This is a genomic window from Bacillus sp. PAMC28748 (genome assembly GCF_014250415.1).
GTDB classification, from domain to species: domain Bacteria; phylum Bacillota; class Bacilli; order Bacillales; family Bacillaceae; genus Bacillus; species Bacillus licheniformis.
On sequence record NZ_CP060192.1, the window covers coordinates 1,622,506 to 1,647,617 of the forward strand.

The following is a 25,112-nucleotide window of genomic DNA, read 5'->3' on the forward strand; positions in this document are numbered from 1 at the left end:
ACTTTTTAAAGCATTGACAGTTCAGCGCAGCTTTTCATCACAATCCGGCCGGGAAATTCAGGTGCGGCGGAACACACCGCCATTTTATAGCCGGGGTCAATTTCATAGGCTTGTATATAGCAAGGCGGATAGCCGGGGGGAGTTTCCACCGAAGCTCGCCCCTGTTCGTTCAGTTTGACGGAGAAGGAATCAAGCGGCAGAGACAGGCCTTTTCCCGCCTGTTTAATAAAGCTTTCTTTCATCGTCCACAAATGATAGAAATACGACAGGCGTTCTGATTCGTCCTTTTCCATGAGATCATCGTGCTCGGAAGGTGAAAAAAACCGTTTGGCAATGTCGAAATTGATCGGCTTGATCTTTTCGACATCCACTCCGATCGGCTGCGCGCCGGCTCCGCACACGATCCATTTTCCGGAGTGGGAAATGTTGAAATGAAAGTCGTTCAGACCTTCAGCAGCCGGTTTGCCGTACCTTCCTTCTGTAAAACGGATCTGCTCATTCGGCAAATGAAACGTTTCGCTGATGATGTTCCTCGCCAGCACTTCTCCGATCAGCGTCCGGCTGGCATCTTCGGGATATCTGTATCTGCCCACTTTTTTTCGCTTTTCTTCAGACACCATGGCCATCATTCGGTTAAATTGACCGGCTTCCGGCAGCTGATCCATATAAACGGCGTAAATCTTCATCAAACGCAACCTCTTCACATGATATTTTTCTGCTTTCATTTTAGCAAACAGACAGCAGGAAAGATAGGCATGATACTTGTGCAGAATGGAGTAATGAACATGATAGACGGAACATTGATAAAAGATACATGCTTCGGGAGGGAGCTTTTGATCTATCTTCCTCCTTCATACGGGAGCGGTGAAAACCGCTATCCCGTTCTATACGTCCATGACCTGGGAGATTTATTCGATCCGGCATACAGCAACAGTCTGCGCTCAATCGAAAAGCTGTTTTCGAGTCAGGAAGTGCCGGAATTGCTGCTGGTCGGAGTGGCTCCAAAAGACAGGGAAAGCGAATACACGCCTTTTCCCAAGCGGCATTTGCTGCCGAATAAACGGGAGTACGGCGGGAAGGGCAACGAATATGCCGCTTTTTTGGCCAATCGGCTCAAGCCTCATATCGACCGGCACTACCGAACAAATCCGAGCCGTGAACAAACAGGAATCATCGGAAAGTCGTTCGGAGGGTTGATCTCGGTTTACACAGCTTTTCTAGCATCGGAGACCTTTGGAAAAATCGGATCTTTGTCAGGTTCTTTCTGGTTTGAAGGAATAACCGAGTTTATGAAGAATAACCGCTTTGAGAATAAGCATCTGCGCATTTATATGGATGTCGGAAGCACGGAAGGGACAGACAGGGATAATCTGCAGAAAGAGATGATACCGAGGACAAAGGAAGCCTTCAGCCTGTTAACAGAAAGCGCCGCCTCCGAAAAAGAACTGAAATTTGTCATTGATGAAGGTGGCTCACATCGGCTTGAGCGGTTTGCGAAGCGTTTTCCGGAAGCCGTTAAATGGCTGTTTGGCTCCTGTCACAACAGCGCACGGAATGGCAGGAGTTTCTGATTGGCATGAAGTATCGTTGTAAACGAGAGGCGCGGAAGCAATGGACATTCTGAATCGTTTGGCTGAAAAACATCGATTATATTGAAAAGCACTGGATCAGCCGCTGAAACACGAAGACATCGCCAAAATCGCATATTGTTCGAAATTTCATTATCAGCGGATGATCTACATGCTGACGGGTGTCACCTTTGCCGATTACATTCGGAAAAGAAGGCTGACAGCCGCCGCGCAGGAGCTGACTGCAAGTGGTTGATGCTGCTTTTAAATACGGCTACAGCACACCGGAATCATTATCGGGAGGCCTTCAGCCGCCTTCACGGCATCAGCCCTTCACAGGCCCGAGAAAAAGGCGGACGCTCAGGGCATTTCCACGTCTATCCTTTCATATTCAAATAAAGGGAGTGGAGGATATGGATTACAAGATTGTTGAAAAAGAACCGTTTCAGGTGATCGGCAAAGCGTTGGAGGTTACGGTCAAGGATGGTCAAAACAAAAAGGATATTCCGGCTTTTTGGAACGAATTAAATCACAACGGCTTTACCGATTCTTTAAAACCGCACATCGGCCCGCTTGGCTTCCTTGGCGTCTGCATGGATTTTAACGATCAACCCGATACGTTCAATTTTTGAAAAAAATACCGCTTACACGCCTGCCGGCTGTGTCGAAAAAACGATTCCCGCCGCAACTTGGGCCGTCTTTGAGGCCATCGGCCCCGTCAATCCGGCTGGTCAAGCCACATGGGAAAGGATCTTCTCAGAATGTTTTCCGGCGACTGGCTATGAACTGGCGAACGAGCCGCAATTTGAAGCCTATCCTGAGGACGGGGATATTATGGCGCAAGATCATATCACCGAAATTTGGATACCGGTGGTAAGCAGAAATAATCCTGAACTAGAAAAACGGATGAAACGCTCATCCGTTTTTTTTCAGCGACATATGTACAGGCTTGGCAGCTCTGATGCGCCTTCCTGCCATTGCTGCTTTTAAAAGCTGTTTGGACTGCGGCAAAGAAAACCGCAAAATCAGGCCGGTTAAAATGGCGGTTAAAACAGTACCGATGCCGATCGGCCCGCCGAGCAGCCAGCCGATCAATAAAATCGTCAGCTCCATTCCGTTTCGGACCCACTGAACGTTCCAGCCCGTTTTCTCGGAAATCAAAAGCATCAGGGAGTCACGCGGACCCGCACCGAGATCGGCCGATACATAAATGCCGACTCCGTAACCGATAAAAATAACGCCGATCACGAATACGACAGTGCTTGAAATATACGTTTCCGGGTCTGGAAGAATATAAGTAAAGAAATCTATAAAAATACCGATTAACAGCATATTGAGCACGGCGCCGATTTTCGGCCATGCTTTTGTAAATAAGGACGTTAAACCTACGATGACCGCCCCGACAATAATCGCCCATTGGCCGACCGTAAGGCCCAAAAGCATATACAGCCCGTAGTGAAACGCATCCCAAGGACCGATGCCGAGCACTTTCCCTTCAATCGTAAGAGAAACCCCGAAAGACAAAACAATCAATCCGACAAAATAAAAAAGCCAGCGCAAAACAAGTTCCCGCTTCAATGGATTCCCCTCTTTTCAAAAAAACAATCAATTGTCATTGTATCATATTCTTCAGTGGGGTGATATCCAAAAAATGTTTTATTTTGTGTAATACTTGTACCAAACTTTATTAAAATAACAATTGACTAAAAGATATTTCCATTTTATAAAATTAATGTATAATATTTACTAGTAGGTGATCTTTATAGGGATAGTTGCTTAAAAGGTATATAGACTTTAATGGATTTGGGATCATTCTAAAAAAGGAGAGTAAACATGAAGAAACTTTATATTAGTGCTGTCCTGGGTTTATTGTTTGTTTTTGTTGGTGGAACAAAAATACATGCTCAAGAACCACAGAACAATAACGGGGTTTTGGATGAGAATAAATTCATTGATGAAACAGTGTATTCATATACGCAGCCAATTAGCATACAGGATGGTGAAGTAACAACACAAGCGAAAAAATATATCAAAACCGTGTCAGTTAATAGGAGCTATAAAAGTCTTTTAAACATTGTAGTTGCCAGACATTACTCTGATACTACTTTCACTTACGGAAGCGGTAAGTTATATAAGAGTCCCAGAGCTTTAAGTAATGATTGGTGGACACTTCCTCCGAATTTTAAATCAGGAAGCTCTAAAAGCTGGGACTGGTACAATACAGGGAAAGGTGCAACAGGACGTTCTAATTTACAAGTAAGATACACTTGGGGAGTTCCAACACCATGGGGGCCAGTTGGATCTAATTATAGCTCAAGAATAAAGGTTTCATTTAAATCAAATGGCAGTTGGTATACAAATTAAAGCTATATATGAAAGGTGACATACCGATGGGTACAATAGGGATAAACTTTAAAAACATTCAACATCAATATCGTACCAAGGATGTGCTAAGGGGGGTGAGTTTCCATGCCGATCCCTCCTCCATCACGTTCTTGGCAGGCGAGAATGGAGCCGGAAAGACAACTTTGATAAAGGTTGCTCTCGGCTTAATCAGTCCGAAGGCAGGAAATGCGCTGTTCGACGGGCAAAGCGTCGGGGAAATCCGGGAGAAGATCAGCTGCGTGTTTGATGAGCCTCCTGTTTATCCTAATGAAAGTGGTCTTGACAATCTAAAGTTTTTATCAGGTATACACAGCCTTGATCGAAAGTGGAGTCAGGAGGTTTGTGCCATGCTCAAATTGGATGAGGGACTTTTAAAACAAAAAGCAAAAGCGCTATCACTGGGTCAAAGACACCGTTTAGCTGTAGCGGCCGCGTTATTGCGCAAACCTAAATATTTGTTTCTTGATGAGCCGTCAATCGGCCTCGACCCACCGTCATGGCAGCTGGTCCAAATCGCTTTAAAACAGATGACTGCCAGGGGATGTGCAATTTTGATTACGGGGCAAAATTATGACGCGATTGAAAATCTCGCTGACAATATAGCGATTTTGCAAAGTGGAAAAATTATCTTCTCCGGTCCTATTGTAAAACTTGTTCAAGCATTTCCCGTATATGTTCGAATTGTAACTGATGACCATCGGGAAATAGCTGTGCAGTTTCCAGAAGCTGAACCTGATTCTTCCGGAATATACCGCATCGTTTGCGAATCAGGTGAACAGGCCCGCGCCGTGATTGATCAGGTGAGGAGAAGCACCCTGAATTTTCAAGAGCTATCGACTGAAAAAGCGTCAATGGGGAAAATGGTGACAGATATTTACAAGGATGGATTTCAGTCGGAAAAGAGAGGGTTAACGTATGAATCCGTTCAAAATTGAAACGAATCAATTGAAGAATAGCATGCTTGTGAGGGTTTGTATCGCGTTATTATTTTGTTGCTTTATCTGGGGGCTTCTCACTTTATATCAAAGCGCTGAAGGCGAGGAACGCAGACAGGAAAAGATTCACCAATCCGTCATTGATGAAGTGAAAAAGAATGGGGCGGAGGAAGAGCTTGAAAACGGCGGATTGGAGATTGAAAAAAATGATGATATAGCGCGTAGTATGTACATAGGACTTCATCCAAGTGTTACTCCTAATCTGTTTTTATTAATCCTCGCGAACATTGGGCCAATTGTTTTTATTATAATCGGATCTCACCTTGTCGGAAGCGAATACCATCAGGGGACTGTGAAAATGAAAGCCGCTCACATCGGATGGAGAAAAGCGGTTTCTGGAAAACTATGCGCACTGTTAAGTCTGGTTATTGTTATGGTTATTGCAGCTTTATTGCTTGGACTGGCAGGCGGTTGGCTGGCTTGGACGTTCGCCACGGCACATTCAGACTTAGCCGCTTCTCTTGAAGTGAATGCAGCTGTCTCCTATCCGGTATTAATTTTGTTTTTAATGATCGGATTGACATTTTACAGTGTTCTAGGAATGACTGTCACGCTGTTGACGAAAAGCCGGCTGGCGGGTGTGCTGATCAGCTTGGCGATCCCGTATGCTGAGCAAATGATGAGTCTGCCTTTTTTGCCATTGACTGCTTATCAATCCCTCATGGTTCACCATTTTATTTATGTCGACGGAAGCATCATCGGCCAGCCCTATTTGACAGAGCCGATGGGCGAACCGGGCGCTTGGGCTGTTCTTGTATGCTGGCTCTTTGTTGTCATTGCGGTTCAGCAGTTTGCAGCGAAAAAACAGCAGATTTTATGAAAAAAGGGGGGAATGGCGTTGATTTTTTTAGTTAGGCTGATCTGTCTTGCCTTTTTAGCCTGTCTGGCGCTGTTGTTTTATGCACCTTTTCTGGCGATGCCCGTTTGGATCGCTTTGATCATTGCCTTAATCGTCTGTCTGTATCTTGCCTTTATAGAGGAAATGAAGGAATGGAGAAGACGAAAGCACTAATCCTTTCTTCAGCGTTTTTTCTTGTATAAAAGAACGTTTGCTAAAACGAAATAGATGACGGCCGTCCCGGACACAAACAAAAAAATTCTTTCCACTCTAATGCCGTCATGTATGCGAAGCGGAGGAGTTCGAGATGTTCATCCAAGTAATAAGCCTGGGTATATGCGCCGACTGTCATGCCGATAAAGGCGAATAGACCGACCACATTGAGCACCATTCTCATACTGAATGTCTTTTTCTCTTTTTCTCTTTTTCTCTTTTTCTCTTTTTCGTGGTTCATTTTAAAGAAATCCTTTCCAATATGAATTTATCATTCTATTGTACGAATACAACGCTTGGATGATTCAAAAACTTCTTAATCTATTGTTAAGAAGTTTTTTTATTTTGGAGAAAATGTAAAAGATAAAACAATTTCATGAACTTTTTGAGCGAAGGCCTAAAAATATAGGAATATTATACCGATATGGCAAGTGAAATCTTTTTCTGAAATATAAAAGACAAGGCAGGAGAGAAAATCATGCAGCAACGCAATACACCGGATGTACAGAGATGGTTTCCGAGCGAGGACGGAAATGAAGCAAAACGAAACGAGTTCCTATCATTGATCGAGCAGCTGATCGAGGGAGTGGACAACCTGAAAAATCCGGATCAGGTCAACCTTGGCGGCGAGAAGAACCGAGAGGGCTTCTTTTATGAAAAGCTGGTTGCAGAGAGTCGGATTCCGCATGAAGGTGCGCCGATGAAAGAGGTTAACGAAGAGCTGTTGAAGCTGTTGCACGGCCATCCGTATCACACCAAATACTTTTTCACGAACATTCTGCCGATGGCCAGCATCCCGGGGATATTAGGCATGCTTACGGCGTTTATGGTCAATGGCAATAACCTGTGGGATGTGTACGGTCCAGCCGGAGCGGAGGCGGAAGTGAAGGTTACAGCGATGATGTCAAAGCTTGCTGGGTATGATGCCGAAACAAGCGGAGGATATACAACGTGGGGAGGACAAGGGGCGGTATACAGCGGCCTCAGAATCGCGATTGCCAAAATGGCTCCGTCATCCCTAAAAGAAGGGGTTCCCGGCAATTTCTATGCGTTTTGTTCTGAAGCGGCTCATTACAGCTTGTATAAGTCGATGGAAGCCGCAGGACTCGGCAGCGATCATTTAATTAAAGTCAAAACAAATCTCGACCATTCCATGGATACGGAAGATTTGCGAGAGAAGCTTAGACAAGTATGCGAAGCCGGGGGCATTCCCGTCTATATCGTAGCCACGACGGGAACGACAGATGCGATCGGCATCGATGATGTGAGCGCTGTCCGCCGTGCGGCTGAAGAAACCGCGAAGAGCTTCGGGCTGCCGGTTCCGCATATCCACGCCGATTCCGCCCTGGGAGGATTTTTTGCCTTTTTTAATGAGTACGATCTGAATGAGAACGCTTTATCCTTCAGTCCCGGTGTCCTCAGCATGATCAAACCGATTCAGGAAAAAATGAGGCATCTGCATGCTGCCGATTCGCTTTGCTTTGATTTTCAGAAGCTCGGGCAGACGCCTTATGTGACGAGCCTGTTTCTTGTGAAGGATCGCAATGACTTAAAACGGATCGATCTGGATCCCGATGAGACGCCGTATGTCGGCCACCGCGGCTATGGGGACTACCATACGGGCTACACGCTGGAATGTTCGCGCATGGCCAGTTCGATCAGTATGTACAGCGCATTGATGGCATTTGGCTATGAAGGCTATCAAAAGCTGCTTGCCCAGTTCCTTGAAGTCAACCTGCATTTTAGGGAACAGCTGTCTCGGCAGATTCCGGAGGCCGATATTGTGAACCCGGACAACTGCGGCATGTCTACGCTGTTTCGCATTTATCCTGAAGGGGCGCCTAGATTTGAAGACGAAATTTCGGGAGCATGCACCATTGAAGAGCTGGAAAGAAACAATGCGCTTACTGAAAAATTATTTGAAAAGCTCGGAACAAAAAGGGACAAGATGTTTTTTGGCGATACGAAAAAACACTTGCTTGTGAAGTCCTGTGAAGGGGTTGAATTACCGCTTTGCGTCAGCAAGTTTTTCGTCATTTCTCCGTATACCATGCCTGAACATGTCCCGGGAATTATCGATTATTTAAAAGAAACTATTGAGGAAGTCTTCCGGGAGCATGGGTCTCTCATGACAAATTAAAGGGGATATAGACGATGAAAACGTTGAAGAAAAAGCTAACAGAACACATTTCAGTCAAAATTATGATTGGCGTCGCCTTAGTGCTTTTAATCACGATCGCATCATTTTCAGCCGTGTTTACTTTTATCAGCAAAGACTTGTCAGAGCAGCTGAAACAGCAGTTCCAAAACCGCCTTTATACCGATATTCATCTTGCTGAAAATCAAATCAAACGTCTGGACGGGAATCCGCTTGAGATCGATTCCGCAGACGGTCCGCTTTACAAGCAGACAAAAATGGCTGTGGACAGCCTGAAAAAGAAAAACAAACTTGAGAATATTTATATCCTTTCCAATGAAGGCGGGAAGGAGCGGATTCTCGTGCTGTCGGATACGCCCGATGATTTCGGCACGGATTACAGCTTTTCTCCTGAAATGAAAGAAGCCTTGACGACAAACAAAGAGACGGTAAGCGACGTGTATGAGGACGAATACGGCATCCACCAGTCGATTTTTCTGCCGCTTGAGAACGGCTCAGGAGAAAAGGTGGGAATTTTGGGGATCGACCTTGATGCTTCCGTGATTCCGGAGACAGCGGCAAAAGCGAAATGGTATACAATTGCGATCTCAGCATTTGTCTTGCTGCTCGGAATGGTCATGGCCTATTTTCTCGGTTCTTACATCGCGAAGCCGATCAGGCAGCTGATGAAGGCTTCAGAAAAAATTGCCGACGGCGATCTATCGGCCGACATTTCTGTCAAGAGCCGGGACGAAGCAGGAAAGCTTGCCGAATCGTTCAAGCGGATGAGCGAAAATTTACAACAATTGATTGGACATATTTCAGCTTCCTCTGAAGAGGTATCCAAGACGAGCCTGCAGCTGAAAAATGTATCGGCTGAATCGAGCGAAAGCGCAGCTCAAGTGGCTGAATCGATGAACAGCATGAGCGAGGGAATCAACGAGGTTGTCTCTTCAGTTTCGGATTGTCATACATCGGCTGCCGAAATCGATCAGCAGCTTACACATGTCACAGAAAAAGTGAACGAGATGAAGAACGTTGCCGAGGGCGTCAGCAAGGATTCCAAGACGGGGCAGGAGCTTGTCGAAGAAACATTGCGGCAGACCCAGACGATTAAAAACGTGATGGAAGAGTCCAAACAAGCGGCATCAGAGATGCAAAACCATACAGAAGAAATTGAAAAAGTCATCGGAATGATTTCCTCTATTGCTGAACAGACGAATTTGCTGGCGCTCAATGCTTCCATTGAAGCCGCCCGGGTCGGTGAGGAAGGCCAGGGCTTTGCGGTTGTTGCCGGAGAAGTCAGAAAGCTTTCTGAACGTTCGGCAGATGCCGCTTTATCCGTTTCCCAGCTTGTGGCGGGCACGCAGGAGAGCAGCCGGCTTGTCATGGAACGCATTCAGGAAGGAAACGAAGCGGTTGACAAAGGGCAGATTTTAATCAATGGCACATACGAGAATTTTTCAGGAATTTTTAAAGGAATTTCTCAATTCGCCGAACGCACAGATCAATTGCTTCAGTCCTTGTTAAAAGTCGAAAAATCGTATCAAACCATTTCGTCTGCGATGGAGCAGATTTCCGCCGTTACCGAAGAGCAGGCGGCAGGCTCTGAAGAAGTCGCTGCGGCAGCGGAGCAGCAAAGCGCCGGCATGCAGGAAATCGCATCGGCCATTCAGCAGCTCTCCGCTTTGTCGGAAGAATTGAATCAGGCGGCATCCAAGTTTAAACTGGCCGCTGAATAAAAAGAACAGCCTGATCTCTCTTGATCAGGCTGTTTTGTTTATACAGGATTCAAAATCCGGTTTAAAAACTGTTTTGTTCGTTCTTCCTTAGGGGCTGAGAAGATTTGTTCAGGCGGGCCCTGTTCGACGATGACGCCGCCGTCGATAAAGACGACTTCGTCTGCGACATCCTGCGCGAATTTGATTTCGTGGGTGACGACAACCATCGTCCAGCCCTCATTTGCAAGGTCTTTCATGACTTTCAGCACTTCGCCGACCAGCTCGGGGTCCAGAGCCGATGTTGGCTCGTCAAAAAGCATCAGCTCAGGTTTGATGGCCAGGGCGCGGGCGATCCCGACGCGCTGCTGCTGTCCCCCGGAAAGCTGGAATGGGTAGAGATCCATTTTGTCTTCAAGGCCGACCTTTTGCAGAAGCTGAACGGCTTCCTTTTTGACCTCTTCTTTATTGCGCTTTTGCACTTTTACAGGCCCTTCCATCACATTTTCGAGCACGGTGCGGTGCGGGAACAGGTGATAGGCCTGGAATACCATTCCCGACTTTCTCCGCAGGCGGAGGAGGTCAGCAGGTTTATTTTTCTTGGAAAAATCGATGGTGAAATCGTCAAAAGAAAGAATGCCGCGGTTTGGAATTTCCAAAGCGTTCAGGCAGCGAAGCAGCGTCGTTTTGCCGGAACCGGAAGGCCCTAAAATGGCGATCACTTTTCCTTTTTCGATGTTCAGATCGATTTTTTTTAAGATTTCATTTTCGCCGAAGGATTTATTCAGCCCTTTGATCGCAAGCATGGTCTATTTCCCTCCTTACTTGGCCACATACCGGTCCAAACGCCGTTCAATCTGCTGCTGAACAAGCGCGAGAACAAAGCAGATGATCCAATAGATGAATGCGGCTTCCATATAAATGATTAAAATTTGGTCAAGATTGCCGGCCCCGATTTCCTGGGCCTTCCGGAATAATTCAGCAACAAGAATCTGTGACGCAAGCGATGTATCTTTAACCAAGCTGATGAATGTATTGGATAATGGCGGAATTGACACGCGCACAGCCTGCGGCAGGATGACCCTGGTAAGCGCCGTTTTTTGAGTCATTCCAATCGAATAAGCCGCCTCCCACTGTCCTTTCGGAACGGAAAGGATGGAAGCCCTGATGATTTCCGACGCATAAGCGCCGACATTTAATGAAAAGGCAATGATTGCGCTCGGAAACGGGTCGATCGTGACTTGAAACGCTGGAAACAAGTAAAAAATAATGAACAGCTGAACGAGCAGCGGCGTTCCGCGGATCGCTGAGACATAAATGCCGAAAACCGCTCTTAAAATGCGGGATTTGGACATTCTCGCCAGCGCCGTGATCAATGCGATGATCATACCGAATATAAAAGAGAGAATGGCAAGGGGAATCGAGTAATAGATTCCCCTTAAAAAGATCGGCCAAAATGACTCACGCACAAGATCCCACGGGATCGCCTGGCCGATGGCCGCCGCTTGTATATTACTTAGAAACATCTTCGCCAAACCATTTCTTCGCTATTTTCGCGAGTGTGCCATCCTCTTTCATGTCCTTCAGCGCGGAGTTGACCTTGTCAACCAGTTCGCCGCTTCCTTTGCGGAAAGCAAAATGCGTAGTTTGCGGCTCGCCTGTTTCAAAAGCGATTTTCAGGTTTTTGTTTCCTGACGTCTTCAAATAGTTCAGCACCGCCAGTTTATCGTTATAGGTGAGGTCGACACGGCCCTGCTGAATCAGCTGAAACGCTTGAGCCATTCCTTCTACGCCTTCGATTTCAGCGCCGGCGTTTTTCGCAAGGTCATTATAGTTGCTTGTCAAAGACTGCGCGGCTTTTTTCCCTTTGACATCTCCTTCAGACTTTACATCGTTGTTGTCCGCTTTTGTGACAACGACGGCTTGGGAAGTTGTATATGAATCAGAAAAATCGTACTGATCTTCACGGTCTTTTTTCCCGACTTGGTTGGCAACGACGTCAAAACGCTTTGAGTTGAGTCCGGCAAACATGCTGTCCCACTGCGTTTCTTTAAATTCAGCTTTCAGGTTGAGGCGCTTGGCGACTTCCTGCATCACTTCGACATCATAACCTGTTAATTTATCTGTTTTTTTATCGTGGAATGTAAAAGGTTCGTACGTTCCTTCAGTACCGACTGTCAATACGCCTTTATCTTTAATTGAAGACCAGAGGCTGTCGCCGGCTGCGTTTTTATCCTTGGAATTGTCCCCTGACGCGCCGCATGCGGCCATCACGGTGATCAACAGCGTCAATAATACAGCGAATATTGCTTTCTTCATTTTATTCCCCACTTTACTGATTGGATTTAGTTGATATGATTTTACTTAAGGCTCTTACAAAAGTAAAGCATAAACCTTTTTTAGTATGAGTCAAGAAATACGTTTTTAGTGATGAAAGGGAGAGAAGATCATTCTGATTCCTGATCGAAGCGGATCTTCCATTTTTTAAGCCTGTATTGCAGGCTTTGCCTGCTGATCCCCAGCACCCGAGCCGCTTGTGACACATTGTAATTGCATTTTTTAACGGTTTTTTGAATATAATACTTTTCGGCATTCTCGATTTGTTCCTTTAAAGGAGCGGCCGAGGCGGAAGGAAGCGGGGCGAACAGATCATAGCCCTGCTGCGGCAGCTGCTCTTTTGCCGCTGGTTTCGTCCTGTATTGCAATGGAAGGTGCGTCAGCTCGATTTTGTCTTCGTAGGACATCAAATTCATGGCGCCTTCAATTAAATGTTCAAGCTCCCTGACGTTTCCCGGCCAATCGTATGAAAGCAGGAACCGCCGCACCTCTTCTTCAAAACCCTTGACCTCCATTTGGAACAATGCGTTGTATTTGTCGATAAAATGCTGCGTGAGCGGCATAATATCTTCCTTCCGGTCTTTTAATGGAGGAATAAACAAGGTGACGACGCTCAGCCTGTAATACAAATCTTTTCGCAGCCTCTGGCCGCTGACAGCGTCGACTGGATCTTCGTTCATCGTCGTGATGATCCTGACGTCGATCGGAGTATCCTTTGAAGCGCCGATCCGCCTGATCGTTTTTTCTTGAATCGCGCGCAAAAGCTTTGCCTGCAATCTGAAGTCCAAAGAATTGATTTCGTCAAGGAGCAGTGTTCCGCCGTCAGCTTGTTCGAAAAGACCCGGACGATCCACGGCTCCCGTGAATGCGCCTTTGACCGTGCCGAATAATAGGCCTTCGACAAGGCTTTCCGGGAGGGCTGCACAGTTTTGCGAGATGAATGGGCCCGTTGAGCGCTGGCTTCCGTTATGTATACTTTGGGCGAACAGTTCTTTTCCGGTTCCGGTGTCGCCAACGATCAGAATGGAGGAAGAGGTCCGGGTCGCCCGCTTTGCATGTTCAATGACTTCCTTGAACGCCGGACTGACGCCGATCAGGCTGTCAAACGTATACTTTGTGCTTTCTGTTTTGTTCATATTTTCTCTGATCAGGCGTTCAAGCTTTGTGACATCTTTGGCAATCTCGACCGCTCCTTTCGTATTCCCGTTTTCCATAATGGGGAATGTATGATTGACGGTCGTAATTTCCTGTCCTTTGTTATTAAAGTAAGTTTGTTTGACGTTTTTGTTCGTTTTCCCGTGATGCAGCGCCTGCAGGAGGGTGCTGTCATGCTGGCTGGCAAACGTAAACACGTCCAGCACGTTTTTGCCGAGCACATCGCCGACATCCATCCCTTCAATCTGGCTCATCTTTTTGTTATAGACAACAGATGTGCCGTTTTCATCGACGACATGCAAGCCGATATCGATTTCATCTATAATTCCTTGAAAAATAAGTTTCAGAAAATCATAATCCTTCAGCAATTGATATCCCCCTTTGTTCGTATCTGTCTCCATTTTAAGTGAAGACTTGATAAGGGTGCAAAAAAATATGCATTTATTTTTGCACCTTTGCATAAAAACCGCAAAATTTTTTGCGAGTTACACATGCAATGTTCTGAAAATTTGCGGTATTAAGAGTTGGCACGATACTTGCATATAAGATAGTGTGAAACAAAATACGACATCTGGCATGTATGTCCAAAAATAAGAAGGAGGAATCAGAATGACGGTTCTATCAAAGTCCGAGAAAATTATGAAGCAAACCGCACATTTTGGCGCGAATAACTATCATCCTCTGCCGATCGTGATTTCTGAAGCGGAAGGCGCGTGGGTGAAAGATCCGGAAGGCAACCGATACATGGATATGCTGAGCGCTTATTCCGCAGTGAATCAAGGGCACAGGCACCCGAAAATCATCCAGGCGTTAAAAGATCAGGCAGACAAAATCACCCTGACTTCGAGAGCTTTTCACAATGACCAGCTTGGTCCTTTTTATGAAAAGGTCGCTTCATTAACGGGGAAGGACATGGTTCTGCCGATGAACACCGGTGCGGAAGCGGTTGAGTCCGCAGTTAAAGCAGCGCGGCGCTGGGCTTATGATGTAAAAGGCGTTCCGGACAATCAGGCGGAAATTATCGCATGTGAAGGCAATTTTCACGGCCGGACGATGCTGGCTGTGTCGCTATCTTCAGAAGAAGAGTATAAACGCGGTTTCGGACCGATGCTTCCCGGCATCAAGCTGATTCCATACGGGGATCTGGAAGCGCTGAAACAGGCGATCACACCGAATACAGCCGCTTTTTTAATTGAGCCGATTCAAGGTGAAGCGGGAATTGTCATTCCGCCGGAAGGCTTTTTGAAGCAGGCTGCTGAAGTCTGCAAAGAGCGCAATGTCTTGTTTATCGCCGATGAAATACAGTCAGGGCTTGCACGTACAGGGAAAATGTTCGCCTCTGATTGGGAGGACGTCACACCGGATATGTACATTTTAGGTAAAGCGCTCGGAGGCGGCGTGTTCCCGATATCGTGCATTGCAGCAAACCGGGATGTGCTTGGCGTGTTTAATCCGGGCTCACACGGATCGACCTTTGGAGGGAACCCGCTTGCATGCGCCGTATCGATCGCAGCTCTTGAAGTGCTGGAAGACGAGCGGCTCGCTGAACGGTCGCTGGAGCTTGGGGAATACTTTAAAGAAAAGCTCTCGCAAATTGATAATCCTAAAATCAAAGAAGTGCGCGGCAGGGGGCTGTTCATCGGGGTAGAGCTGACCGAGGCGGCGCGTCCGTATTGCGAGCGCCTGAAAGAAGAAGGGCTGCTCTGCAAAGAAACGCATGAGACGGTAATTCGCTTTGCACCTCCTCTTGTCATTTCTCATGAGGATCTGGATTGGGCGATTGAAAAGATTACCCGTGTTTTGTCGAAGTAAAGCGAACGGCTGAACAATAAGGGGATTGTTCAGCCCGTTTTTTCGCTGTCTGTGCGAAGTTTGTCAAAAATTGAAATATCAGGAAAATGTTCAGAAGATTTAAAAAATAGTCTATATGTCATAGGGGGAGCTGACATTAGGGAGAATTGAAACGGAAGGGGTGAAGGCGGTTTGAATCATGAAAACCGTGAACAATATACACTGAAACGAACGATGAAATCCCGCCATTTGTTTATGATCTCGCTTGGCGGCGTCATCGGAACCGGCTTTTTTCTCGGAACAGGTTATACGATTAATGAAGCCGGACCGATCGGCGCGATTCTTTCCTATTTAGCGGGCGGAATGATCATGTATTTTACGATGCTCTGCCTTGGGGAGCTCGCTGTGGCAATGCCGGTTTCAGGCTCTTTTCAGGCGTACGCGACAAAATTTATCGGGCCTGCTACAGGGTTTGCCGTCGGCTGGATCTATTGGCTCGGCTGGTCGGTTACTGTTGCTTTGGAATTTTTGTCAGCGGGGCAGCTGATGAAAAGATGGTTTCCCGATGTCGGCGTCTGGATATGGTGCTTGATTTTCGGGCTGCTGCTTTTTTCACTCAATGCTTTATCGGCAAAGGCTTTCGGGGAATCGGAATTTTGGCTGTCCGGCATCAAAATTATCGTCATTCTTCTGTTTATTATTCTCGGCGGAGGCGCGATGTTCGGACTCATCGACTTGAAAGACGGACAGGCTGCACCGTTCTTTTCCAATCTGATTGGAGACGGAATTTTTCCAAACGGATTCGGCGCGATCTTTATCACGATGATCACCGTCAACTTTGCCTTTCAGGGGACGGAGCTGATCGGGATCGCGGCGGGGGAAAGCGAAAATCCGGAAAAAACGGTGCCCCGCTCCATCAAACAGACGGTCTGGCGGACACTGGTGTTTTTCGGCCTGTCCGTATTTGTACTGGCGGGATTGATTCCATGGGAAAAAGCGGGGGTTGTTGAAAGTCCGTTCGTTGTGGTATTTGAACAAATCGGCATTCCGTATGCCGCCGATCTGATGAACTTTGTTATTTTAATTGCTTTGTTATCGGTGGCGAATTCGGGCTTGTACGCATCGACGAGGATGCTTTATTCCCTGGCGAAAGAGGGAATGGCCGCTCAGGCTTTAAGCCGGGTCAATAAAAGAGGTATTCCGATGAATGCGCTTTGGATCACGCTCGGTTTTGCGGGTTTGTCCCTCATCTCAAGCGTAGTCGCAGCAGAAACGCTCTACATTTGGCTTTTGTCTCTAGCCGGTTTAAGCGCGCAAGTCGGCTGGATCACGATTACGGTATCACAGCTGCTATTTCGCAGACGATATGTCAAAGAAGGCGGAAAGGTTGAAGACTTAAAATTTAAAACGCCTCTTTATCCTTATTTGCCGCTGACGGGATTTATTTTAAACAGCGCCGTCCTTGTGAGCCTCGCTTTTGATTCAGAGCAGAGGATGGCATTGTACTGCGGGATTTTATTCATGTCGGCCTGCTACTTTGTTTATCACGTGTTTGTGAAAAAACGCCAGGCTCTTGATCGACAAGAAGCAATGATCTATCAAAACAAAACAAACGATGAGGTGGTTATTGATGAATAAACAAGTTTCTTTGATTGGAATGCCGATGGACTTGGGGCAGGCGCGGCGCGGTGTGGATATGGGACCGAGCGCGATTCGCTACGCTCATATCGTGGAGCGCTTAAACGAGCTGGGCTATGATATCGATGATCTGGGCGATGTGCCGATCAACCGCGATCAGCCAAAAGGAGACGAAGGGCTGAAAAATTTAGTTTCCGTACTGGAAGGAAACCGCAAGCTGGCCGATATCGTCGACAATGTCGTCGAGCAGCGCCGCTTCCCGCTCGTGCTGGGCGGAGACCACAGCATTGCCATCGGGACATTGGCGGGTGTAGCCAAGCATTATCAACAGCTCGGCGTGATTTGGTATGACGCACACGGAGACCTAAATACGCTTGAGACATCGCCGTCAGGCAACATCCACGGCATGCCGCTGGCGGTAAGTCTCGGTGTCGGCCACGAAAAGCTGGTCAACCTCCACGGCTATGCGCCGAAAATCAAACCGGAGCACGTCGTCATCATCGGTGCGCGCTCGCTTGATGAAGGAGAGCGCAAATATATCCGTGAAACCGGCATGAAAGTCTATACCATGCATGAAATTGACAGGCTCGGCATGACGAAGGTAATGGAGGAAACGATCGAGTATTTGTCAGCAAATTGCGACGGCATCCATCTGAGCCTTGATCTGGACGGTCTTGATCCGAGTGACGCTCCGGGAGTCGGCACCCCTGTCGTCGGAGGCATCAGCTACAGGGAAAGCCATTTGGCGATGGAAATGCTCTATGACGCAGATATCATTACATCCGCCGAGTTTGTTGAAGTCAACCCGATACTGGATCATAAAAATAAAACCGGTGAGGCGGCCGTCGAACTGATCGAATCATTGTTAGGGAAGAAACTGCTGTAACCAATGCGAAGGAGAGGGCATCGGCATGATGCCTTCTCTTTTTTTATTGGCGCATTCCCGGGCGCTTATCAAAATAAAGCCAAAAATTCTCTCACAGGCTTCGGCAGAAAACTGCCGGCCCTCCAAACGACAGACGGCTGCAGAATGAACGGATTGTTTTGAATTTCCAATGTCTGAACATGCCGTGCAAAATGCGCCGGCAGCATGGACAGCGGCAGAATCGTCGCTCCGAATCCCGAAGTGACGAGGCTGAGAAGCGTTGTAGAATCATGGCACTCACAAACGACCCTCGGTTCGAGGCCAGATGATTGAAAGTGATGGACGACCTCGTCGTAAATCCCTTTTCCGTGCGACGGCCTGAGCAGAATCAGCGGCAGGCCGGCAATTTCTTTCATTCCGGCTTCTCCTTTTAAGCCATACGACTGATTCCCTGGAAGAACAAGCTTGCATGGAACCTCCGGCAGGCTTTTTGATTCGGTGTTTTTGCTGTGGATAGGCGTTGTCGTGACGGCTGCATCGATCTGCCGGCTTTCCAGGAGCTCGCTTAGCCGTGAAGGCTCACCTTCCCAAATGTTAAACATTAAATTCGGATACATATCTCTGATCTTCGAGACTTTTGAGAGCAGCAGGGCCGCGCAGTAAATCGTCGAGCCGACGGCAAGGGTTCCGTTGACTTCTTCACGCAGCTCCCGCACCTCCAAGATGGAATCCTCAAGCTTGTGCAGGATTTCTTTTGCTCTTTTCAAAAAAACTTCTCCTTCGTAGGTCAACGTCAGGTTTTTCTTTTTGTTCCGGTCAAATAAAACGACTCCGAGCTCCTCTTCCATCTGCTTCAACTGCCTGGAGAGCGGCGGCTGTGCAATATGGAGCCGCTTCGCCGCCGTTGTAATTTTTCCTTCCCGGGCGATTGTAACGAAGTATTTTAACTGGCGAATATCCATTTTCACGGCACTCCTTTTTATACCTTTAGAGTATTATATATAGATTTAACAGATATTTTCAATATGGTAAATAGAGGCGTATCATTTTAACTGAAGCACCAGGAAGGAAAGGGGGGGCGCATATGAACATCATCGTCGGAATCACGGGCGCGACCGGCGCGGTATTTGGCGTGCGGATGCTGGAGTGGCTGAAGAAAACCGACGCAGAGACACACCTTGTCATCTCTCCGTGGGCAGCGGCAACGATCCTGCACGAAACGGGATATACGATGAAAGACGTGGAAAAGCTCGCATCTTTTACGTATTCCCACAAAGACCAGGCGGCCCGCATTTCAAGCGGTTCCTTTCAAACGGACGGAATGATTGTCGCACCGTGCAGTATGAAGACGTTGGCGGGCATCCGCACCGGTATGGCGGATAACCTCTTGACCCGTTCGGCGGACGTCATGCTGAAGGAACGGAAAAAGCTCGTTCTGTTAACAAGGGAGACGCCGCTGAACCAGATTCATCTTGAAAACATGCTTGAGCTGACAAAAATGGGGGCGGTGATCCTGCCGCCGATGCCGGCTTTTTATAATCATCCCCAAAATCTGACCGAAATGGTCGATCATATCGTATTTCGGACGCTGGACCAATTTGGCATCCATCTGTCTGAAGCGAAGCGCTGGGAAGGTATGAAACAGGAGAAATAAGGAGGATAACAGAATGGCTTATCAAGATTTTAGAGATTTTTTAAATACGCTGAAAAAAGAAGGACAGCTTCTTGAAGTCCAGGAAGAGGTGAAGCCGGAACCCGATTTGGGAGCAGCTGCACGCGCCGCCAACAACCTCGGAGACAAATCACCCGCTCTTTTATTCAACAACATTTACGGCTATAACAATGCCCAAATCGCGCTGAATGTAATCGGCTCCTGGCCGAACCACGCATTAATGCTCGGCCTTCCAAAAGACACGCCGGTTAAAGAACAATTCTTTGAGTTCGCGCGCCGTTATAATCAGTTTCCAGTAAAAGTGCAAAGAGAGGAGACAGCGCCGTTTCACGAAAACGAAATCACAGAAGACATCAACCTGTTTGACATTCTGCCGCTCTTCCGCATCAATCAGGGCGACGGCGGCTTTTATTTAGACAAGGCATGCGTCATTTCGAGAGATGTCGAGGATCCGGACCACTTCGGCAAGCAAAACGTCGGCATGTACAGATTGCAGGTAAAAGGCAAAGACCGCCTCGGCATTCAGCCCGTCCCGCAGCATGACATTGCGATCCACCTGCGTCAGGCTGAAGAGCGCGGCGAAAACCTGCCTGTCACGATTGCGCTCGGCTGCGAACCGGTTATTGCAACGGCGGCATCCACACCGCTCTTATACGATCAATCAGAATACGAGATGGCAGGGGCCCTGCAAGGCGAACCATATAAAATCGTCAAATCAAAACTGTCTAACTTAGATATCCCATGGGGCGCAGAAGTGGTTCTCGAAGGTGAGATCCTTGCGGGCGAACGCGAGTATGAAGGTCCTTTCGGCGAGTTTACCGGCCACTATTCAGGCGGACGAAGCATGCCGATCATCAAAATCAAGCGCGTCTGCCACCGCAACAATCCGATTTTTGAACACCTGTATTTAGGCATGCCTTGGACTGAGGTTGACTATATGGTCGGCATTAATACATGTGTGCCGCTTTACCAGCAGCTTAAAGAGGCGTATCCGAATGAAATTGTCGCGGTAAACGCGATGTATACGCACGGCTTGATCGCCATTGTATCAACGAAAAGCCGCTACGGCGGATTCGCCAAAGCCGTCGGCATGCGCGCGCTGACAACTCCGCACGGCCTCGGCTACTGCAAAATGGTGATCCTCGTTGACGAAGACGTCGATCCGTTTAACCTCCCGCAAGTGATGTGGGCAATCTCAACGAAAATGCATCCGAAACACGATGCAGTCATCATCCCGGATTTATCCGTTTTGGCGCTAGATCCAGGTTCTGAACCGGCGGGAATCACCCACAAAATGATATTGGACGCGACAACGCCGGCTGCACCGGAAACAAGGGGACACTATTCACAGCCGCTCGATTCCCCTATAGGAACGAAAGAGTGGGAAGCAAAATTAATGAATCTGCTAAATCAATAAAAGAGGAGAGTGTTTCATCATGCATACATGTCCGCGCTGCGAATTAAAAAAAGCGGAAACCGTCAGCAAATCACCCGTTGAAGGAGCCTGGGAAGTCTATCAATGCCAGCACTGCTTTTTCACTTGGAGGTCATCAGAGCCGGAGACGATCACAAATCCTGAAAAATACAATCCGGCCTTTAAAATCGATCCCGCTGAAGTTGAAACAGCTGTACAAGTGCCGGCGATTCCAGACCGGAAAATCTAAAGGGAGGCATCCGGCATGGCTCAGCTATCAAACGAACTATTTCAGCTTTTAAACGGAGAGAAGCTCGCCGGTAAGCGGCACGAAGCGATGATGCTCCAGACCGTCACAGAAGACGGCTGGCCGCACACGGCGATGATCAGCGCCGGCGAAATCCTTGCCCTGAACAAAACCGACATCCGCCTGGCTCTCTGGCAAGGCACAACGACGACCGCGAATATTGCGAGAACAGGACGGGCGCTCTTCGTCGCTTGCTGGAAAGGCAAAGCACATTATGTGCGGCTGTCTTTAAAGAAACTGCCCGAATTAAGAGACGCCAAACACCCGAGAGCGCGCTTCGCCGGTACGGTCGAAGCGGCCCGGGAAGATATCGCAAAATACGCTGATATCATCTCCGGCGTTCAGATTAAGCTGAAGGATGAAGCGGCGGTTTTGCGGCGGTGGGAAGAGACGCTGGGGGAGCTGAGGAAATGAAGAAAAGGACCATGGCGAACCATGGTCCTTTCAATTATTTCTGCAGCATTTTATTCGTCACTTTATAAGCCAGGATACAGCAAATTGTAATAAAAATAATGGCGATCGAAAGGATCACGAGCTTTTCAGCAACGGTATATATCGGCATGGGAAGAATAGCAGCGCAGACGGCAAACAGGCTGCCAAAATAAACAAACAGGATCAGAGGCTTTTTGTATTTTTTCCAAATCACTTGATTAATCCCGTTTTTTTCGGGATCTGCCGGGTGTTTGCGGTCTTCATCTTTCATCAATTTATTTAGCAGTAGATAAATGAGAAATGCGAATAAAGTTGCCGAGAAAATATTAAAACAGAGGATAAACAGCTTTTCCCCGATGCTCATCTTCGGATTCAGAACGGCGCTTAGAACGGAGCCGCATACGAAAAACAGGTAGACGGATAAGATGGCTTTGTTTCTTGGTTTTTGTAGAAAATTAGACATTCGGATCTCTCCAATTGTAAATGATTTAAACGCTGAAAATGAGATGGACCAGAAAAGAAAAAATATAAAAGATGATGATGCTTAAGATGCCTCTGCCCACAAGATAAAGGGCGAAATACAGTTTTCTCAGGAACCAGTTGTATCTTAATAGCCGTTTGTAAACAAAGTAGCCGGTGCCGACAAGAAGAAAAACGAATGTATTTGTGATTTTATGGGACCGTTTTTCAGGTTTTAAAAAGATCATTTTTTCATATTCAATGATCATATGACTCGCAATGATTAAAAAACACAAACTGTAAGCGAAATGAGCGGCCAACATACCGGCGATTAAGTATTCGGTATATTCAACAAAAGTTTCTGGTGACATCATAACTCCTTTATGAATAGCGGTCTCAAGCGTTTTTTAACTGACATAAAAAGCTTTTCATTCTTCGTCAGGCATTCTTTCCAAACAAGACCGGTTCAGCATTTGATTCGCCGTTTGATAAACCGCAAAAAAATTGCCCGATATCACGGCAAACAGAATCGCAAACATGCCGGATTTCCAAGCGAGTGAGAGTTCGGACATGGAAAACACGGATATTCCCACAATCAGTATGCCGACGAAGTAGAAAGAGAGCGTGAACGGTTTTCTGTGTTTCTTCCAAAAGATTTTCGCGACGATGTTGCATCGGGGCGCGCTTTGATCTTTCTTCGGCTTATTTATAAACACATAAATGATGAATGTGAATAAAGAAATTGAAACGAACATAAAGCCGATGACGGCAAGCCTTTCCTTCCAGTTGATTGCAGGTTTGACAAGGGCGGCCAAAATGATGATTGTTGCATATAGGGAATAAACTAAGAAAATGATTTTATTTCTGCCTTTCAAACATGACATCTCCTTGTGCCTTAAATCCTATGCTGTCTGATGATATCTTGATTCGCTTTGATGAAGAAGTATTTGTGGATGAATTTGACCCCCATTATAGAAAATAAACAAGCCATAAGCAGATAGACGATACTCATCAACAAATAGACGGCAGACTCTGAAACTCGCAAAACAGCATGACTTATCATATAACCGGCCGCCGGAACAGCCGCCAAAAGCATCCCTGTCGGAGCTGCTGTCTCCCTTTTGCCTCTTTTAGGATCAGGGAATACAGCCAAGTAATACCGAATGACGAGGAAGATAGAGGCGGCATATATGAATAGTGACAGACTGATCAACGGTAAATGAAAACCGATGGCAGAAAACATCATTTTTTGCGCCGTGATCAGCTGGCAATATGACATACCGCTGAAAGATACGCCCATAAACCGAACATATTGAAGGTGATGAAGATATTCGGTCATGTTTCTGGTATTTATGAGGATCATCCAAACATTGATCAGAATAGCGACAGGGAGGACGGCAAAAGTGAAAAATTCGACTTTGCTCGCCAGCACAGGTAATATGCAGAGAATATCCAGCACCAACACGATAAAACAGGCCATTCCCCATTTCGTTTCCCGGCTGACGGGAGCCTTCAAATGAGATTGAATATTGTAAGGTAAATCTTTGTATACAACCGTTTCTTTTAATCTCAGCAAAACTTATATTCCTCCGCTTATCCCTCTGAATTTTTATAATTCTCCATGTGTTTTTTCAGCCAGACCTTTTTTCTGAAGATATGCAATAGGAGCGGAAGAACGAAAAAGAACAAGCTGATAACCGAAACAAACAAGGGAATTTCTGAAGGGGCTTGTTCCAATAAACCCCATATCGTCATGATGACAAAAAAGATACCAACCACAGGGAATAAAATCGTGAAGATGATCATAGCTTCGTTTATTTTTTTATATAGAAAATTTTTTTCGTTTTTCATATTGAGCCCCTTTTCTTGATGGGTGTTTTCTGCATCGGCAACGTTTGGCTTTGTGTTTTTTCATATCTCGTCTATCTTCTTGAAACAATAATTCGGGAAACTGAGATAAGAGAAAGCATCCCGATGTGAGATGCTTTGAAATGTATTTATTCTCGCATTGCGGCATTATGTATTTTGAAAAGATACTGTATACTCAAGCCCTTTTAATAATTCGTTCCATTGCTCAAGTGTCCTTAATGAAATATGTACAGGTTTTTCATTGTGTTCATCATACTGAGCAACCCAAACGCCACGGGCAGATGGAATAAAAAAGACGATATTTTGCAAGAAAGGTCCATCGTTTAAGCTAGGGATGTAAAAATGTGAGATGTTGTTTAGCGACCATTGGTTTGCTTCAAGATCGGCTATCAATTGATTAAAGCTATGTTCTTCCTCAGGTGAAAAAGAACTTTTCTTCCGAACCTTTTCTGTCATGTCTTTATTACTCAGCCAGTCAAAGCATTTATCTGAAAGACGAAATTTTAAAGGAATATGTTCCTCATCAGTTGAAAAGTGGTAATAGTCTTTCATCAGCTGGGCAATTTCCTGCTCGTCGACATACGCAAATTCATGGATGATATCGCGGTCAATCATATGGAAAAGCCATGTTTCATTTTCAAAATGGTGAAGCATTAAAGTGTTTTTATTGTCAAGGTTGGAACAGCGGATCATTTGTTCTGAATTCACATAGGAAACGATGAATTTCTGCATTTCTTCGCTTAAAGGATTTTCGTCTTTTGAACTTTTTTCTTCGTCCCAGTATTGTTTTAAAATGAGCTGGTTGACAGTTGCCTCTAAGATTGCATCCCATTCTTTTTTTGATTTTTTTCCTAACGATGATTCAAGAATTCCTTTTGCAACACCAGGATAGTCACATAACCCTACTAAAAGCGCTAGTTCTTCTGATGTACATGTGATGAGGTGTTTCATTGTTTTCACATCCTTGATTATAAACTTAAACCTTGAAAATGAAGTGAAGGATAAATGATAAAATATAGAAAATGATGATACTTAAAATACCGCTCCCCAGAAGGTAAAGGGCATAATAAAATTTTCTTAGGAACAAGTTATATCTATATAGTCGTTTATATGTAAAATAACTTGCACCAAAAATCAATGCAAAACCGAAATTAACAGTTTTTTTAAATATATTTGAGGGGGGTCTGAAAGTCCCCTGCTCATAATAATTCATAGTTATATACCCAAGAAATAAAGTGCAAAGTCCAAATACAAATTGAGAACTTAAAATAGCAGCAATCAAATATTCAGCATATTCAACAAATACTTTCGGCGTCATA

At 46.2% G+C, this 25,112-nt stretch carries 30 protein-coding genes; 16 read left to right on the forward strand and 14 right to left on the reverse strand.

Annotation, left to right across the window (positions count from 1 at the left end):
- Positions 1-5 precede the first annotated feature (5 nt).
- Positions 6-686 (reverse strand): 4'-phosphopantetheinyl transferase family protein, encoded by a 681-nt coding sequence (locus tag H7F26_RS08250; protein WP_185855272.1) that lies wholly within the window; start codon positions 684-686, stop codon positions 6-8.
- Between the two features lie 69 nt (positions 687-755).
- On the opposite strand from H7F26_RS08250, the gene H7F26_RS08255 reads away from it, so the two are divergent.
- The 3 genes from H7F26_RS08255 to H7F26_RS21895 all read left to right on the forward strand — a co-directional run bounded on the left by H7F26_RS08255 (position 756) and on the right by H7F26_RS21895 (position 2,558).
- On the forward strand, positions 756-1,571 hold the full coding sequence (locus H7F26_RS08255) for an alpha/beta hydrolase (RefSeq protein ID WP_003178844.1): 816 nt from the start codon (positions 756-758) through the stop codon (positions 1,569-1,571).
- Between the two features lie 245 nt (positions 1,572-1,816).
- Positions 1,817-2,200 carry a GyrI-like domain-containing protein gene (locus H7F26_RS21890; protein ID WP_003178845.1) on the forward strand — a complete coding sequence of 128 codons (384 nt, stop codon included), beginning with the start codon at positions 1,817-1,819 and terminating at the stop codon, positions 2,198-2,200.
- Complete coding sequence (locus H7F26_RS21895) at positions 2,151-2,558, forward strand: GyrI-like domain-containing protein (RefSeq protein ID WP_074788389.1); 408 nt, start codon at positions 2,151-2,153, stop codon at positions 2,556-2,558. Before H7F26_RS21890 ends, H7F26_RS21895 begins: the two co-directional genes overlap by 50 nt.
- Here H7F26_RS21895 and H7F26_RS08265 read toward each other — a convergent pair.
- Positions 2,484-3,146: a YczE/YyaS/YitT family protein gene (locus H7F26_RS08265; RefSeq protein WP_003178846.1), complete on the reverse strand. Its 663-nt coding sequence runs from the start codon at positions 3,144-3,146 to the stop codon at positions 2,484-2,486. The genes H7F26_RS21895 and H7F26_RS08265 overlap by 75 nt on opposite strands.
- 255 nt (positions 3,147-3,401) lie before the next feature.
- Between H7F26_RS08265 and H7F26_RS08270 the strand changes: the two genes are divergently transcribed.
- Genes H7F26_RS08270 through H7F26_RS08285 form a run of 4 tightly spaced genes read left to right on the forward strand, consistent with a single transcriptional unit; the run spans position 3,402 to position 5,960 of the window.
- Complete coding sequence (locus H7F26_RS08270; protein WP_003178848.1) at positions 3,402-3,932, forward strand: hypothetical protein; 531 nt, start codon at positions 3,402-3,404, stop codon at positions 3,930-3,932.
- 26 nt (positions 3,933-3,958) lie between these two features.
- Complete coding sequence (locus H7F26_RS08275) at positions 3,959-4,888, forward strand: ABC transporter ATP-binding protein (RefSeq protein WP_003178850.1); 930 nt, start codon at positions 3,959-3,961, stop codon at positions 4,886-4,888.
- Positions 4,869-5,768 (forward strand): ABC transporter permease subunit, encoded by a 900-nt coding sequence (locus H7F26_RS08280; protein WP_003178852.1) that lies wholly within the window; start codon positions 4,869-4,871, stop codon positions 5,766-5,768. Before H7F26_RS08275 ends, H7F26_RS08280 begins: the two co-directional genes overlap by 20 nt.
- A 12-nt stretch (positions 5,769-5,780) precedes the next feature.
- Positions 5,781-5,960 carry a hypothetical protein gene (locus H7F26_RS08285; protein WP_009330211.1) on the forward strand — a complete coding sequence of 60 codons (180 nt, stop codon included), beginning with the start codon at positions 5,781-5,783 and terminating at the stop codon, positions 5,958-5,960.
- A 40-nt stretch (positions 5,961-6,000) separates the two neighbouring features.
- Here H7F26_RS08285 and H7F26_RS08290 read toward each other — a convergent pair whose 3' ends face one another.
- Positions 6,001-6,240, reverse strand: a complete 240-nt coding sequence (locus tag H7F26_RS08290; RefSeq protein ID WP_009330209.1) for a hypothetical protein — start codon at positions 6,238-6,240, stop codon at positions 6,001-6,003.
- A 237-nt stretch (positions 6,241-6,477) separates the two neighbouring features.
- On the opposite strand from H7F26_RS08290, the gene H7F26_RS08295 reads away from it, so the two are divergent.
- Both H7F26_RS08295 and H7F26_RS08300 read left to right on the forward strand, forming a co-directional pair.
- Positions 6,478-8,139, forward strand: a complete 1,662-nt coding sequence (locus tag H7F26_RS08295) for a pyridoxal phosphate-dependent decarboxylase family protein (protein ID WP_003178859.1) — start codon at positions 6,478-6,480, stop codon at positions 8,137-8,139.
- Between the two features lie 14 nt (positions 8,140-8,153).
- Entirely contained in the window at positions 8,154-9,878 is a 1,725-nt protein-coding gene (locus H7F26_RS08300) for a methyl-accepting chemotaxis protein (RefSeq protein WP_003178861.1), read from the forward strand.
- 38 nt (positions 9,879-9,916) lie between these two features.
- On the opposite strand, the gene H7F26_RS08305 is transcribed toward H7F26_RS08300, so the two are convergent.
- From H7F26_RS08305 to H7F26_RS08320, 4 genes are all read right to left on the reverse strand, one after another.
- Positions 9,917-10,660: an amino acid ABC transporter ATP-binding protein gene (locus tag H7F26_RS08305; RefSeq protein ID WP_003178866.1), complete on the reverse strand. Its 744-nt coding sequence runs from the start codon at positions 10,658-10,660 to the stop codon at positions 9,917-9,919.
- A gap of 15 nt (positions 10,661-10,675) precedes the next feature.
- Positions 10,676-11,380 (reverse strand): amino acid ABC transporter permease, encoded by a 705-nt coding sequence (locus H7F26_RS08310; protein ID WP_003178869.1) that lies wholly within the window; start codon positions 11,378-11,380, stop codon positions 10,676-10,678.
- Entirely contained in the window at positions 11,367-12,173 is an 807-nt protein-coding gene (gene tcyA, locus H7F26_RS08315; protein ID WP_009330207.1) for a cystine ABC transporter substrate-binding lipoprotein TcyA, read from the reverse strand. The genes H7F26_RS08310 and tcyA overlap by 14 nt, the downstream gene beginning before the upstream one ends.
- Before the next feature lie 128 nt (positions 12,174-12,301).
- Positions 12,302-13,714: a sigma-54 interaction domain-containing protein gene (locus H7F26_RS08320; RefSeq protein WP_017473992.1), complete on the reverse strand. Its 1,413-nt coding sequence runs from the start codon at positions 13,712-13,714 to the stop codon at positions 12,302-12,304.
- A gap of 241 nt (positions 13,715-13,955) precedes the next feature.
- On the opposite strand from H7F26_RS08320, the gene H7F26_RS08325 reads away from it, so the two are divergent.
- From H7F26_RS08325 to rocF, 3 genes are all read left to right on the forward strand, one after another.
- Positions 13,956-15,158, forward strand: coding sequence for an ornithine--oxo-acid transaminase (locus H7F26_RS08325; RefSeq protein WP_003178876.1), 1,203 nt, complete (start codon positions 13,956-13,958; stop codon positions 15,156-15,158).
- A 213-nt stretch (positions 15,159-15,371) separates the two neighbouring features.
- On the forward strand, positions 15,372-16,775 hold the full coding sequence (locus tag H7F26_RS08330; protein WP_227592766.1) for an amino acid permease: 1,404 nt from the start codon (positions 15,372-15,374) through the stop codon (positions 16,773-16,775).
- Entirely contained in the window at positions 16,768-17,661 is an 894-nt protein-coding gene (gene rocF, locus H7F26_RS08335) for an arginase (protein WP_003178878.1), read from the forward strand. Before H7F26_RS08330 ends, rocF begins: the two co-directional genes overlap by 8 nt.
- A 68-nt stretch (positions 17,662-17,729) precedes the next feature.
- Here rocF and H7F26_RS08340 read toward each other — a convergent pair whose 3' ends face one another.
- Positions 17,730-18,602 (reverse strand): LysR family transcriptional regulator, encoded by an 873-nt coding sequence (locus tag H7F26_RS08340; protein WP_003178879.1) that lies wholly within the window; start codon positions 18,600-18,602, stop codon positions 17,730-17,732.
- 122 nt (positions 18,603-18,724) lie between these two features.
- Between H7F26_RS08340 and H7F26_RS08345 the strand changes: the two genes are divergently transcribed.
- Genes H7F26_RS08345 through H7F26_RS08360 form a run of 4 tightly spaced genes read left to right on the forward strand, consistent with a single transcriptional unit; the run spans position 18,725 to position 21,447 of the window.
- On the forward strand, positions 18,725-19,294 hold the full coding sequence (locus H7F26_RS08345; protein ID WP_003178880.1) for a non-oxidative hydroxyarylic acid decarboxylases subunit B: 570 nt from the start codon (positions 18,725-18,727) through the stop codon (positions 19,292-19,294).
- Between the two features lie 13 nt (positions 19,295-19,307).
- On the forward strand, positions 19,308-20,729 hold the full coding sequence (locus H7F26_RS08350) for a non-oxidative hydroxyarylic acid decarboxylases subunit C (protein WP_009330203.1): 1,422 nt from the start codon (positions 19,308-19,310) through the stop codon (positions 20,727-20,729).
- Positions 20,730-20,748: 19 nt separating this feature from the next.
- On the forward strand, positions 20,749-20,976 hold the full coding sequence (locus H7F26_RS08355) for a non-oxidative hydroxyarylic acid decarboxylases subunit D (RefSeq protein WP_003178882.1): 228 nt from the start codon (positions 20,749-20,751) through the stop codon (positions 20,974-20,976).
- A gap of 15 nt (positions 20,977-20,991) precedes the next feature.
- Complete coding sequence (locus tag H7F26_RS08360) at positions 20,992-21,447, forward strand: pyridoxamine 5'-phosphate oxidase family protein (RefSeq protein ID WP_003178883.1); 456 nt, start codon at positions 20,992-20,994, stop codon at positions 21,445-21,447.
- Between the two features lie 34 nt (positions 21,448-21,481).
- Here the strand turns inward: H7F26_RS08360 and H7F26_RS08365 are convergent, their stop codons facing one another.
- The 6 genes from H7F26_RS08365 to H7F26_RS08390 all read right to left on the reverse strand — a co-directional run bounded on the left by H7F26_RS08365 (position 21,482) and on the right by H7F26_RS08390 (position 25,111).
- Positions 21,482-21,928 (reverse strand): hypothetical protein, encoded by a 447-nt coding sequence (locus H7F26_RS08365; RefSeq protein WP_003178884.1) that lies wholly within the window; start codon positions 21,926-21,928, stop codon positions 21,482-21,484.
- Positions 21,929-21,953: 25 nt separating this feature from the next.
- Positions 21,954-22,298 (reverse strand): hypothetical protein, encoded by a 345-nt coding sequence (locus tag H7F26_RS08370; RefSeq protein WP_225852984.1) that lies wholly within the window; start codon positions 22,296-22,298, stop codon positions 21,954-21,956.
- 54 nt (positions 22,299-22,352) lie between these two features.
- Positions 22,353-22,799, reverse strand: coding sequence for a hypothetical protein (locus H7F26_RS08375; RefSeq protein WP_003178886.1), 447 nt, complete (start codon positions 22,797-22,799; stop codon positions 22,353-22,355).
- Between the two features lie 20 nt (positions 22,800-22,819).
- Positions 22,820-23,500, reverse strand: coding sequence for a hypothetical protein (locus H7F26_RS08380; protein ID WP_003178887.1), 681 nt, complete (start codon positions 23,498-23,500; stop codon positions 22,820-22,822).
- A 440-nt stretch (positions 23,501-23,940) separates the two neighbouring features.
- Positions 23,941-24,744, reverse strand: a complete 804-nt coding sequence (locus H7F26_RS08385; protein WP_003178889.1) for a hypothetical protein — start codon at positions 24,742-24,744, stop codon at positions 23,941-23,943.
- 25 nt (positions 24,745-24,769) lie between these two features.
- The gene (locus H7F26_RS08390) at positions 24,770-25,111 is read right to left on the reverse strand and encodes a hypothetical protein (protein ID WP_003178890.1); all 342 of its coding nucleotides are present in this window, start codon (positions 25,109-25,111) and stop codon (positions 24,770-24,772) included.
- Between the last annotated feature and the right edge of the window lies 1 nt (position 25,112).

Coding starts and splice junctions, on each gene's coding strand:
- H7F26_RS08250 (WP_185855272.1), bottom strand. CDS start 686: ATGAAGATTTACGCCGTTTATATGGATCAGCTGCCGGAAGCCGGTCAA.
- H7F26_RS08255 (WP_003178844.1), top strand. CDS start 756: ATGATACTTGTGCAGAATGGAGTAATGAACATGATAGACGGAACATTG.
- H7F26_RS08270 (WP_003178848.1), top strand. CDS start 3,402: ATGAAGAAACTTTATATTAGTGCTGTCCTGGGTTTATTGTTTGTTTTT.
- H7F26_RS08275 (WP_003178850.1), top strand. CDS start 3,959: ATGGGTACAATAGGGATAAACTTTAAAAACATTCAACATCAATATCGT.
- H7F26_RS08280 (WP_003178852.1), top strand. CDS start 4,869: ATGAATCCGTTCAAAATTGAAACGAATCAATTGAAGAATAGCATGCTT.
- H7F26_RS08285 (WP_009330211.1), top strand. CDS start 5,781: ATGGCGTTGATTTTTTTAGTTAGGCTGATCTGTCTTGCCTTTTTAGCC.
- H7F26_RS08290 (WP_009330209.1), bottom strand. CDS start 6,240: ATGAACCACGAAAAAGAGAAAAAGAGAAAAAGAGAAAAAGAGAAAAAG.
- H7F26_RS08295 (WP_003178859.1), top strand. CDS start 6,478: ATGCAGCAACGCAATACACCGGATGTACAGAGATGGTTTCCGAGCGAG.
- H7F26_RS08300 (WP_003178861.1), top strand. CDS start 8,154: ATGAAAACGTTGAAGAAAAAGCTAACAGAACACATTTCAGTCAAAATT.
- H7F26_RS08305 (WP_003178866.1), bottom strand. CDS start 10,660: ATGCTTGCGATCAAAGGGCTGAATAAATCCTTCGGCGAAAATGAAATC.
- H7F26_RS08310 (WP_003178869.1), bottom strand. CDS start 11,380: ATGTTTCTAAGTAATATACAAGCGGCGGCCATCGGCCAGGCGATCCCG.
- tcyA (WP_009330207.1), bottom strand. CDS start 12,173: ATGAAGAAAGCAATATTCGCTGTATTATTGACGCTGTTGATCACCGTG.
- H7F26_RS08325 (WP_003178876.1), top strand. CDS start 13,956: ATGACGGTTCTATCAAAGTCCGAGAAAATTATGAAGCAAACCGCACAT.
- H7F26_RS08330 (WP_227592766.1), top strand. CDS start 15,372: ATGAAATCCCGCCATTTGTTTATGATCTCGCTTGGCGGCGTCATCGGA.
- rocF (WP_003178878.1), top strand. CDS start 16,768: ATGAATAAACAAGTTTCTTTGATTGGAATGCCGATGGACTTGGGGCAG.
- H7F26_RS08340 (WP_003178879.1), bottom strand. CDS start 18,602: ATGGATATTCGCCAGTTAAAATACTTCGTTACAATCGCCCGGGAAGGA.
- H7F26_RS08345 (WP_003178880.1), top strand. CDS start 18,725: ATGAACATCATCGTCGGAATCACGGGCGCGACCGGCGCGGTATTTGGC.
- H7F26_RS08350 (WP_009330203.1), top strand. CDS start 19,308: ATGGCTTATCAAGATTTTAGAGATTTTTTAAATACGCTGAAAAAAGAA.
- H7F26_RS08355 (WP_003178882.1), top strand. CDS start 20,749: ATGCATACATGTCCGCGCTGCGAATTAAAAAAAGCGGAAACCGTCAGC.
- H7F26_RS08360 (WP_003178883.1), top strand. CDS start 20,992: ATGGCTCAGCTATCAAACGAACTATTTCAGCTTTTAAACGGAGAGAAG.
- H7F26_RS08365 (WP_003178884.1), bottom strand. CDS start 21,928: ATGTCTAATTTTCTACAAAAACCAAGAAACAAAGCCATCTTATCCGTC.
- H7F26_RS08370 (WP_225852984.1), bottom strand. CDS start 22,298: ATGATGTCACCAGAAACTTTTGTTGAATATACCGAATACTTAATCGCC.
- H7F26_RS08385 (WP_003178889.1), bottom strand. CDS start 24,744: ATGAAACACCTCATCACATGTACATCAGAAGAACTAGCGCTTTTAGTA.
- H7F26_RS08390 (WP_003178890.1), bottom strand. CDS start 25,111: ATGACGCCGAAAGTATTTGTTGAATATGCTGAATATTTGATTGCTGCT.